A 10319-nucleotide genomic window follows, 5' to 3' on the forward strand; every position below is an offset into this window, starting at 1 on the left:
ACTGTTCCGTCGCTTGAAAGGCTACCGCCGGATTTTCTCGCGCTTCGACAAGCTGGATGTCATGTTCCTTGGATTCCTCAGCTTCGTCCTAGTCGTTGATGGGCTTCGGATGTGTTAACAGGCCCTAGTTAGAACTTCTAATCCAGTAGAGAGATGCCATGGATCTGCTGCATCCACAGCTGGCGGCGTTCGCGGCCGTGCTGGAAGAAGGCAGCTTCGATGCTGCTGCGTATCGGCTGTCGGTCACTCCCTCGGCCATCTCGCAGCGCATCAAGGCACTCGAAGACCGGCTTGGCCAGGTGCTGGTGATACGAAAAGCACCCTGCCGCCCTACCCCGGCGGGTGAACGCCTGTTACGTCGGGTACGACCGATGCAGGTACTCGAAGCCGAGGCAATGGCCGACTTCCTGCCCGGCGACGGCGCAGCTGGACATCCACGCACCATTGCCATCGCCGTCAACGACGATTCACTGCAGACCTGGTTCCTGGCTGCACTGGCGTCCTTGCATCAAACGCATGGGTTTCTCTTCGACGTCCATGTGGACGACCAGGACCACACCCTGGAATTGTTGCGTGCCGGCACCGTGCTTGGCGCGGTCACCTCGGAGCGCAAGCCACTGCAAGGCTGCAATGTCGACGCATTGGGTGTGATGCGTTACCACGCCATCGCATCGGCCGACTTCGTTGCAAGGTATTTCGCGCAGGGTTTCAACGCTACGGCGCTAACGCGCGCGCCGATGCTGGTCTTCAACCGAAAAGACACGCTACAAGCCCGCTTCGTCCGCCGCATCACGCGCGCGCAGGTGGCGCCACCGGTGCACTATCTCCCCACCTCCACCGGCTTCATCGAAGCTGCCGCGCGTGGACTTGGATGGTGTCTGGCCCCGGACTCGATGGTTGTTCCGGCAGTCCGGGACAAGCAGGTGGTCATCATCGATCCCACGCGCTGGCTCGATGTGCCGCTGTACTGGCAATGCGCGGCAGTGCGCTCAAGCGCCTTGCACCATCTCAGTCAGGCGCTGAGTAAGGCGGCAGCTGCCAGTTTGCTGGGTGGCAGGCAGTAGCTTTTGCCGTCGCGCGCACCCGCACGATGCCTCGATCCGGCAAAGCGTTATTCACTCGCTTTGGCTGACCTCGGAAATTTTCAAAAGCGCGGACTAGCCGGCGCTTGTCTGCTGCAGCAGCGTCAATGCGGCCTGCAGATCACGCAAGTGGAAGGGCTTCTGCAAACCGTGCCGATGCTGGAATTTCTCGGGGATTCCGCCCACAGAATATCCAGTCACAAAAATGTACGGCACTCCGCGGGCATCCAGTTCCTCGGCGATCGGAAAGGAATAGCTGCCGCCAAGATTGACGTCCAGCAATGCCAGATCAAGATTCCCCTTCTTCACTTCCTCAAGCCCGGCATCCACGTCTCCCACCGTTGCTGCGATCTCGTATCCCAGTTCGATCAAGCAGTCTTCCAGCAGCATGGCAACCACGGATTCGTCTTCGACCAACAAGACGCGCCCGGTCACGTGTGCGCCTCGACCAGCTCGGCCGGCAGCGGCATACAGACACGGAACGAAACGCCCGCAGGGTCGAAAACGAGTTCGACATCGCCCTTGAGGTCGTGCTTCAAACCACGTTCCAGCAATCGGGAGCCGAAGCCTTTGCGCGTTGGTGGGCGGACAGCCGGACCGCCGCGTTCCTGCCAGATCAGTTCGAGCTGCGCGTCTGCATCCTGCATTCTGCGTTCCCACGCGATCAGCACGCTGCCTTCCGGAACAGACAGGGCGCCGTGCTTGAGCGCGTTGGTACACAGCTCGTGCAGCGCCATCGATAGCGCCAACGCCCGCCGAGGATCGAGCCGACATGATTGGCCCTGCAGCGCGAAGCGCACGCCATCGTGCGTTTCATATAGTGCGGCAGCATCGCGGGTCAGCTCGAGGATATCGGCACTGACCCAGTTCTCGCGAGTAAGCGTGTCATGGGCTCTGGAGAGCGCCAGCAGACGCGCATCGATCTTTTCTTGCGCATCCGCAAGGCTGGTCGCGTTATTGAACGACTGGCGAGCCAGCGACTGCACCATGATCAGCGAATTGTTGACGCGATGATTGAGCTCGTTGATCAGCAACTGCAGGTGCTGCTCATGCTGTTTGTGTTCGGTGATGTCACGCGTGGCGCCAGCGATCGCCTCCACCTCCCCATCAGGCCCAAAGACCGGTGTAAAGATGTACTCGTACACACGCAGGCCCTTGGTGGTATGCGGAAACGGCACCTCGCCTCGCAGCGGCTGGCCGGTCGCCTTCACCTGCTCGATTTCGGTATCGTGCATCGCCGCATGCCAGGGCTCGTAGCCAATTTCAAGGCAGGTCTTGAGGTGCGCCTCTTCCCAGCGCATCCCCCACATCGTCAGCAATGCCTCGTTGGCGTAGATAAAACGATGCTGGATATCGAACACGTACAGAAGATCCGGAGTCGCTTGTAACAGCGCCTTGTAGATACGCGATTTCGCGGCGTCTTCCTGCTGGTCGGCCATCACGTCATGGACTCCGGATTCGATCCGCACAATAAACCGCTAACCGTGAACAAAAAATCATGCGGCCGCCACTGCAACGTTGACTGGCTGGGCGGTGTAACGATGCGGCGTGCCGGGAGCCATGCACTATCTCTCGCAGCGGCATAGCGTCAATAAACAAGCGCTCAAGACATTCAAACCCTAGGCCTCGACCGGATGCCGGAACTCCTTGGCAGGACCATGCGGCAATAGCGCGCTGTCGCCGTGCAACGCCGACCCTGCTAGCCTCTCCGCTTCCGTTGTTACTGCCTGATCTGTCATGAAAAAAGCCGTAGTTCTGTTGTCCGGTGGCATGGATTCCGCCGCCGTCATCGCGCTCGCGCAGGAACAGGGCTTTGCCGTGCACGCACTAAGCGTGCGCTACGGCCAGCGCCATACTTCCGAACTGGACGCAGCCGCACGCGTGGCCACCGCGCAAGGCGTCATCGCGCACAAGGTGGTCGACGTGGACCTGCGCAGCATCGGCGGCTCGGCGCTCACCGATGACATCGACGTGCCCGATGCCGGCGGCGACGGCATTCCGGTCACCTACGTGCCCGCACGCAACACCATCATGCTGTCGCTGGCGCTCGGTTGGGCCGAGGTGATCGGGGCCAACGACCTGTTCTGCGGCGTCAACGCGGTGGACTATTCGGGCTACCCAGACTGCCGCCCAGAGTTCGTGCGCGCCTTCGAAGTGCTGGCCAACCTGGCCACCAAGGCCGGCGTGGAAGGCGCCGGCCTGCGCGTGCACGCCCCGCTGCAGTTCCTCAGCAAGGCCGACATCGTCCGCGAAGGCGTGCGTCTGGGCGTGGACTTCGGCCTCACCGTCTCCTGCTACCGCGCCGACGCCGACGGGCGCGCCTGCGGCCACTGCGACGCCTGCCGCCTGCGCGCCGCCGGCTTCACCGACGCCGGCATCCCCGACCCCACCCACTACGCCATTTCGTCTTGACGCCGGTGTAGGGTAGAATGCACACCCCGGCGCACTGCCGGGACAGTGGGCCGTTAGCTCAGTCGGTAGAGCAGAAGACTTTTAATCTTTTGGTCGATGGTTCGAATCCATCACGGCCCACCAATCAAATCAGTCACTTGAAGAGCGCCCAAGGCGCTTTTTTTGTGCCTTTGGAAAAATTACCGGGAAGATGAGTAGCCGCGGAGCATGCTCCACGGCCACGAAGTCGGATGGTATGCGGCGGCTGGTGTGGTACCTGCACCGCCGGCACACCCTTACAGATCACATTGCGTCATCTTGCAGGTCATATGGCTAGGCGGACGCAGCTGTGTTTTCGACCGAGGCCTGCCCAGGGCCACACAGGATCACGTGGTCCACATCTACTGCATAGGCGATTGCACCCGTCGTGTTCGTGGTGCGCCTCCGCTGGCACGTGCTTGCTTGCGCAACCAAGTGAGGACTTCAAGTGCAGAATCGACACGCATGCAGACATGCAACCTCCCCAGTACGACGCTCTGCGCATCGCCGCCCAGCAAGACCTCTTCAAAGCCGGTCGCCTCGCAGGCGATCAGAACTGGCGCCACTTCTTGCTGCGCGTCGGAATGCAGCATCGCCAGCAAGTAGCCCTGCATTGTTTCGAAGCTGAGAACGACGCCCGCGCAGACGCGGAATTGCTTGTTGGCGCTCATCGCTGAGCCTCCGCAAACGAGCCATCAACGGCAACGATCGTTACATCCACATCGGCAGGCGTGAGGACGTGGATGGGCTTGCCAATGCCTTCGAGGCTCGGCGTCACGTTGAGCGAATCGGCACAGTTCCATTCAAGGACGATGGCGGTCAGATCGAAATGATGGGCGAGCTGACGCGCCGCAGACGCGGGCATTTCTTGGGTGTCGTAAGACATGCTGGATTCCTTTTGTGTTTTGGAATCCGCCACCCAGACGCCAATCGGGGTGGCGGACGGTACGCGGTTGGCGTGCCGGCCAAAAGGAACCGGTGGGCCTTGCGGCCCCCGCGCACCGCCCGCCATAAAGCTGGCCGGCATGCGCCCGCGACGATGCGGGCAACAAAAAAGCGCCATGCATCGGTCGATGGGCGCTGGTGCGCCTTTTGATTCGGGACGCCAATCCCGGTCGCCGAGTGGGCGGCGACATAAGGATACTCACTCCGACCCCTTGGGCATGTCAATCAAAACCCAACCGTTGCACGACGGCACCGTGACCACTCTGATCACGCTCGAATCGAATTCGTTTCGACTCGCTGATCACCGACCCGCCGTATGCGAACGTTGGCTTGCACTCGGCCGCGCGGGCCCAGTCACCCTCGCAGAAATACGTGCAGGGCAGTGGCGCCCAACTGCATACCGACTTCGTGGGCGACGAACTCGACCAACGCTAGCACCTGAAATGAATGCACCTGTGGTTGCCCGAATGCGCGTGCATGCTCAAGGACGGCGCGCCGATGCTGCTATTTACCGACTGGTGACAGCTACCGCTTACCACTAACGCGCTGCAGATCGCGGGCTTTACCTAGCGCGGGATTACCGTCTGGGACAAGACCGAAGGCATGCGGCCGCAGCTGGGACGCTTCCGGAACCAGGCCGAATACATCGTGTGGGGTAGCAAGGGCAACATGCCGCTGGATCGCCGCGCGCCAGTGTTGCCGGGTGTCATCCGTAAGTCGGTGCGTAAAGCCGACAAGCACCACCTGACCGGCAAGCCCACCGAGTTGATGCGGCAGCTTGTGCGAATCTGTGAGTCAGGTGGACGCGTGCTAGACCCGTTTGCCGGAAGTGGAACGACTCTGGTGGCGGCGCAGGCGGAGGGCTACAGCTTTACAGGTGTGGAGATGACTTCACATTACTCTGATGTTGCAAGGGTGCGGCTCGATAACTGATAGGCCTGCGTTCGCTGTTCAACCACATAGCAAAGCACCGCACGGAGGCGGCGCTTTGCTGAGTGAAGAACTGATTCGAGTATCACACGGGATGCTGATGACAAAGCCAGCAGCCTGTGCGCCGACCCGTTCGCCTTCATTCAGAGTGGGCCGCAGCGGTACGCCTCACCCGTCGGTCGGCGCCAGTTCCCATTCAGCGTTTTCACCGCCGGGGGAAAGCGGATTGTCGTCACCGACAGCGGTCGGTAGATCTGCCGGGGCGAGAGAATAGCTGTATAGCTCGTGCAGTACCTGTTGCATCGGCGTGTAGTAAACGATGGAAAGGCCACGAGGCTCGCCAGAGGATATGATCCCGATCAGATGCCTGTCGTATGTGACGACCGGTCCGCCGGAGTCGCCGTGATCGATGCTATTTAGCTCGTGCGCATCGGCGGCATTGATGTGCTCATAACTCGGCCTCCAAATTCCCGCCGCCAGAGAGAAGCCTCGCCACACGCATCGAACGCCCGTGCGCCAGCCGCTTGTGCAGAACTGCCCTTCCGGCGCATTCGACCACCCGGTAACGGGAAGTCGCGCTTCTCGCCCGGCGCGCGGCATGAAGACCTGATTGTTCGCACGGGGGATGTAGGACTGGATCGGATTGCAGAACGCCGCGCTGCCGTGGGAGGCGCAGTACAGCGACGATGGACCCGGCTGGGGTGAAACTCGCACAAGCTCAATGTCCGAGGTGGCCGATTGCCACACGACGGTGCCGATGGCCGTTGTACCCACGTGGATGGTCGCGTACAGCGGCGCGCAGTGCTTGGCCAACACGATCCATCGTGTGGCACGTTGGTACGGCGTCAGTCTGTGGAAGATGCTCGTGGGCACCAACACCGCTCCTACGGTGCATGATCCAGAGGGAACGCTGACCTTCGAGCCGGAGATAACAGGGAGAACAGCGCGATCGGGATTTCGAGGCGCCACGACGCCCGGGGTTTGTGCCGTGGCGACCGAGGATGCGAGGGTGGTGACAATAGCAAATGCGAGGGCTGCCACATGCTTTTGTAGTGTTCGGGTTTTCATCAGGGATCGAATTCTCTCTGGGTTGTCGGGATCGGGGGAAGTAATGGTTCGCGAGGCCAATTCGCGCATTGATAGAACTAGGTGGTGTCCCTACGGTGGACAGGAGCGAATGGTGAGCCATATCGCAATCCTTAGTTGCCACCGACGCACGAGGCGATGGACTCCCCTACCTTCACTTTCGTTGGTGTTGTTGCTGGGTTGTTAGCATAGGTAGCCTGGCTGGCGCCGCACTGCTTGCTTACGAACTGCGGCATCGTGTAACGAAGGGGCGAGTAGTGCGAAGTCTGCTTCGGCAGCACTTCGGCGAGTAACGCACTGTCACAGTCTGGGATCGACACAGCGCGGGTCGACTTGGCGCGACGCTGTGGCAGGCAGGCAGCGATTTTCTACAGTGCTTGCACGCAGGAAATCGTCGACCTGCAGAACCTCCCGCCCTGAGTGGCTGCGACCTAGCTGTGAGGCTTCCGAAGCGAATTCGTTCGACGTGCTGATCACCGATCCGCCTTATGCCGACGGCGGCCTCACTGCCACCGCGAGAGCAAAGCCGCCATCGGTAAAGTACGTCCAGGGAGGTGGCGCGCAACTGCATGCCGATTTTGTCGGCGACGAGCGCGACCAACGCTCACACCTGAAATGGATGCACCTCGAATGCGCGCGCGCTCAAGGACGGCGCACCGGTGCTGCTGTTCACCGACTGGCGGCAGCTGCCGCTGACCACCGACGCGCTGCAGATCGCCGGCTTCACCTGGCGCGGCATCACCGTCTGGGACAAGACCGAAGGCGTGCGGCCGCAGCCGGGGCGCTTCCGCAACCAGGCCGAGTACATCGTCTGGGGCAGCAAGGGCAACATGCCGCTGGATCGCCGTGCGCCCATACTGCCCGGCGTCATCCGTGAGTCGGTGCGCAAGGCCGATAAGCACCACCTCACCGGCAAGCCGACCGAATTGATGCGGCAGCTGGTGCGCATCTGCGAGGCTGGTGAACGTGTACTTGATCCGTTTGCCGGCAGTGGTACCACGTTGGTTGCCGCGCAGATGGAGGGCTTCGAGGGAGTGGGGATTGAGATGACGGATCAGTACACCGCCGTTACGCGCGACCGGTTGACAGCGCTGTAATCAGGTAGCCGGGCCGCTCATAGCGGCTCGGCTTTCATTGCGCGGGGGATGGGCGCAAGGCGATCACGCGATACTGACCACTGTCGCCATAGCGCGGCCCTTTTTTGTCGATCTCGGCGCATAGCCTGTCCTTGCCACAGGCAACGAGATTGGCACGAACAACACGATCCAAAAAGGTAACTTCTGCCCGAAGTTGAGCGGCTTCCGCGACAGCCGCTTTTGTGCTGTAGAGCGCGTAGCCGGCGACGATGACGCTGATGATACCCGCCACCAGCAGGGCAATCGATGCGCTCCAAATGCGCCGCGTTGTCGTTGTTTCCAGGGAGTGCTGTGCGTGTGCGTAACGCTGGGTCGCCTGCTGGACCGTCTGCTCCGCAGTTGCCATCTTCTTGTTGAATCGCTCGGCCACCGGTTCCAGCGTTTGCGTCAGCGCCTGTTGGCTCAATTGCGTCAGCCGGGGAAGTGCGTTTTCCACCACGCCAGTGACGCGCTGATCGGCGTGTTTGACGGCAATCTGCAGAAGCTGCAGCTGCTCCCGGACTAGATCTTCCAAGGCGTGCTCGCGCCGCTGCAGCGTCCCGATCACCGCCGCCATGGCGTGAATCGATTCTTTTAGGGTGCGTTCCGACCCGTTGGCATCGGGTAGTGCGGAGGTGTTCTGCATGTCCATAGTGTTCTCTCGATGATTCAACTTGCTTCACGTGTTCCGGCTAGCCACCACCACCGGCGCCTCCACCTCCACCTCCAACGCCATCTCCGCCGCCACCACCGTCACCCTGCGGACCTTGCATCGCCGGTCCGTTGGCGAACTGCGGCAGTGTCATCACCATCACCGGGCCACGGCTGGTCTGCACCTCTGTCGAAACGTCCATGTTCAGTGCCTGGCGCGTACTCGCCTGCTCCTGGGCTTCCTGCATCGCCTGGGCATCCAGAAATTCGTGCCCTTGTTTGGCAAGTGCCTGGCTGTAGGGGCTGTTGGCGACCCGTTTCAAGGCCTGTTCGATCGCCAGTTCGTCCTTGCAGTCGATGGCGTATAGCAACTCGTCCACATCCGGATCGCCGGTGATGTTTTTACGCTGGGGCTGCGGCCGATCTTCCTGCTCGCCAGCGGCAAGGGACTGTGGCGCGGTGTCTGCCGGCGGGGCGCGTGGTGGTCTCAATCCAGAGGGGCCATCCGGATCGTACCCATCACGCAATTCCAACTCAGTAAACGGCCGCTCACCACGGTCCACGCGCGCCTGCCGCGCTTCTGCGACGCGGTTTTCTGCTTCGAGATCCTGTTCGAGTTGGATGCGCAGCTCACGCATGGAGCGCTCTATTTCCTCCCAGGAGTCTGGATCGGCGGGCACGGCGGCAGGACGGTCGTGCTCATCTGCCAGGGACGTGGAAAGCGGCTCGCGCGCATCAACCGCGTCCTCGAGCGCGTCGGCGGATCGGCCAGCAGTCGGTATTTCCAGCGATGGCCCTGTTGCTTGCGCGAGGTGTGCGGACACTTGCAGCGCTGCAGGGAGATCTGGTGCTTCCGGTGCTTGAGCCTTTGGCGTGCGCGCCTGTTGCTCGTCGCGCTGTTCTGCGGCCACCGCGGCGGCGAGCGATATCGCGGAAGGCGGCGGCGCCACCTGGGCCAGGTACGCGTCCGCCGGCTGCTCAAGCTGCTCGGGCTCCTGCGCAAGTGCATCCTGGTGCGCATCCGAGGCTTGCGCCGTCATCGACCGTTGGCCGCTGTGCAGGTCCGCAACCTGCTGCTGATCTGCCGGTGCTGTCTGCGCGATCGCCGCGCGCTGCGCTGTCTGCTGCTGGGCTTCATGCGGACGCTCTTCTTGCGCTTGTTGGCTTTGCGTCCGCTTCTGCGCTACGTCGGATGCCTGTGCTTGCGCAGGCTCTGCCAGCTGCTCCTGGGGCCGTTGGGCGACACCATCCTGGGTAGACTGCTGTTCGGGCTGGCGCGGCGATGTGTCTTGCGCATGGAGCGACGACGGCTCGCGCGAGACGGCTTCCTGTGCCGGCTCCTGCTCGCGTTGTAGAGCCGCTTGGGCGTGCAGCGGCTGTTGCTCGGGATGTTGCACCGTCTGCGCCTGCAGGCGTTCTTGCTGGCTCTGCTGGGCGTCCTGGGCCTCGCGTTTTTCCTGTTCCCGCTGCTGCGTTTCCAGGGTGTGCTGCTGCGCTTGTTCGCGCTGCTGCGTGTCGTGTGCCTGACGCTGGACGTGCTCGCGTTGCTGGGCCTCGAGCGTCTGTCGCTCCTGCTGTTCCAGCTGCTGCGATTCCTGCTGTCGAAGTTCCTGCACTGCATGCGCCTGCAGCGCCTGAGCGGCCTGCGCCCGATACTCGTGTGAGGTCTGCTCCTGCAACGCGTGCGCGCGCGTTTGCGCCAGTTGCTGCTCTTGTGTCTGGCGCTCCTGCTGCTCGCGTTGCTGACGCGCTTGCGCGGCGCTGGCTGCCTGCATCCGCACCTGCATATCCATCACCAGTTGCGGGCTTGAGGATGCGTTGGAGCCAGACGTGTCGCTATCTGCCGATCCCCCGGATGGGCGCGAGGTGGAGGCCAGCTGGTGTATCGGTGCGGCGGATTGCTGCCACGCCTGCACCTCCTGCAGCGCCTGACGGATGTCCTCGCTGCTGGTGCGACGTCCCCCCGCCCTGAGTAGCGGCCTGGTTTAGAGTCCGGGGCTGATGATATCGGTGTTTGCCAGATGTTGGGCATACGCAGCCGGGGTCATGCCGCAGATTGCTTTTTTGGGTCGGTCCTCGT

General features: G+C 62.1%; 7 protein-coding genes, 1 tRNA gene and 5 pseudogenes. 6 read left to right on the forward strand and 7 right to left on the reverse strand.

The features are described from left to right. Positions 1-118 (forward strand): annotated as a pseudogene (locus tag ABS769_RS21650) (IS5-like element ISCARN85 family transposase); the annotation flags it as partial. A gap of 40 nt (positions 119-158) precedes the next feature. Next, the gene (locus ABS769_RS21655; protein ID WP_317063306.1) at positions 159-1064 is read left to right on the forward strand and encodes a LysR family transcriptional regulator ArgP; all 906 of its coding nucleotides are present in this window, start codon (positions 159-161) and stop codon (positions 1062-1064) included. A gap of 93 nt (positions 1065-1157) precedes the next feature. Here ABS769_RS21655 and ABS769_RS21660 read toward each other — a convergent pair whose 3' ends face one another. Together ABS769_RS21660 and ABS769_RS21665 are read right to left on the reverse strand one after the other, a co-directional pair. Continuing rightward, entirely contained in the window at positions 1158-1517 is a 360-nt protein-coding gene (locus ABS769_RS21660; RefSeq protein WP_317063307.1) for a response regulator, read from the reverse strand. Next, a complete protein-coding gene (locus ABS769_RS21665; RefSeq protein ID WP_317063308.1) occupies positions 1514-2521 on the reverse strand; it encodes a sensor histidine kinase in 1008 nt (335 codons plus the stop codon). The genes ABS769_RS21660 and ABS769_RS21665 overlap by 4 nt, the downstream gene beginning before the upstream one ends. 298 nt (positions 2522-2819) lie before the next feature. Between ABS769_RS21665 and queC the strand changes: the two genes are divergently transcribed. Further along, the gene (gene queC / locus ABS769_RS21670) at positions 2820-3494 is read left to right on the forward strand and encodes a 7-cyano-7-deazaguanine synthase QueC (RefSeq protein WP_317063309.1); all 675 of its coding nucleotides are present in this window, start codon (positions 2820-2822) and stop codon (positions 3492-3494) included. Between the two features lie 47 nt (positions 3495-3541). Next, positions 3542-3617, forward strand: a tRNA-Lys gene (locus ABS769_RS21675). Positions 3618-3874: 257 nt separating this feature from the next. Here the strand turns inward: ABS769_RS21675 and ABS769_RS21680 are convergent. Together ABS769_RS21680 and ABS769_RS21685 are read right to left on the reverse strand one after the other, a co-directional pair. Then, complete coding sequence (locus tag ABS769_RS21680) at positions 3875-4183, reverse strand: hypothetical protein (RefSeq protein ID WP_317063310.1); 309 nt, start codon at positions 4181-4183, stop codon at positions 3875-3877. After that, on the reverse strand, positions 4180-4398 hold the full coding sequence (locus tag ABS769_RS21685; protein ID WP_317063311.1) for a hypothetical protein: 219 nt from the start codon (positions 4396-4398) through the stop codon (positions 4180-4182). The genes ABS769_RS21680 and ABS769_RS21685 overlap by 4 nt, the downstream gene beginning before the upstream one ends. Before the next feature lie 277 nt (positions 4399-4675). On the opposite strand from ABS769_RS21685, the pseudogene ABS769_RS21690 reads away from it, so the two are divergent. Continuing rightward, positions 4676-5390 (forward strand): annotated as a pseudogene (locus ABS769_RS21690) (DNA-methyltransferase). A gap of 165 nt (positions 5391-5555) precedes the next feature. Here the strand turns inward: ABS769_RS21690 and ABS769_RS21695 are convergent. Continuing rightward, positions 5556-6455, reverse strand: a complete 900-nt coding sequence (locus tag ABS769_RS21695; protein WP_317063312.1) for a trypsin-like serine protease — start codon at positions 6453-6455, stop codon at positions 5556-5558. Positions 6456-6897: 442 nt separating this feature from the next. Here ABS769_RS21695 and ABS769_RS21700 point away from each other — a divergent pair. Further along, a pseudogene (locus tag ABS769_RS21700) lies at positions 6898-7570 on the forward strand (DNA-methyltransferase). A gap of 34 nt (positions 7571-7604) precedes the next feature. Here ABS769_RS21700 and ABS769_RS21705 read toward each other — a convergent pair. Then, positions 7605-8324 (reverse strand): annotated as a pseudogene (locus ABS769_RS21705) (hypothetical protein). After that, a pseudogene (locus tag ABS769_RS21710) lies at positions 8281-10191 on the reverse strand (hypothetical protein); the annotation flags it as partial. The pseudogenes ABS769_RS21705 and ABS769_RS21710, both read right to left, overlap by 44 nt. Positions 10192-10319 lie beyond the last annotated feature (128 nt).

It is taken from the genome of Xanthomonas hortorum (genome assembly GCF_040279205.1).
Lineage (GTDB): Bacteria > Pseudomonadota > Gammaproteobacteria > Xanthomonadales > Xanthomonadaceae > Xanthomonas > Xanthomonas hortorum_F.

Bases quoted from the DNA above. Each gene is read 5' to 3' on its own strand.
- ABS769_RS21655 (WP_317063306.1), top strand. From the start codon at position 159: ATGGATCTGCTGCATCCACAGCTGGCGGCGTTCGCGGCCGTGCTGGAA.
- ABS769_RS21665 (WP_317063308.1), bottom strand. From the start codon at position 2,521: ATGGCCGACCAGCAGGAAGACGCCGCGAAATCGCGTATCTACAAGGCG.
- queC (WP_317063309.1), top strand. From the start codon at position 2,820: ATGAAAAAAGCCGTAGTTCTGTTGTCCGGTGGCATGGATTCCGCCGCC.
- ABS769_RS21680 (WP_317063310.1), bottom strand. From the start codon at position 4,183: ATGAGCGCCAACAAGCAATTCCGCGTCTGCGCGGGCGTCGTTCTCAGC.
- ABS769_RS21685 (WP_317063311.1), bottom strand. From the start codon at position 4,398: ATGTCTTACGACACCCAAGAAATGCCCGCGTCTGCGGCGCGTCAGCTC.
- ABS769_RS21695 (WP_317063312.1), bottom strand. From the start codon at position 6,455: ATGAAAACCCGAACACTACAAAAGCATGTGGCAGCCCTCGCATTTGCT.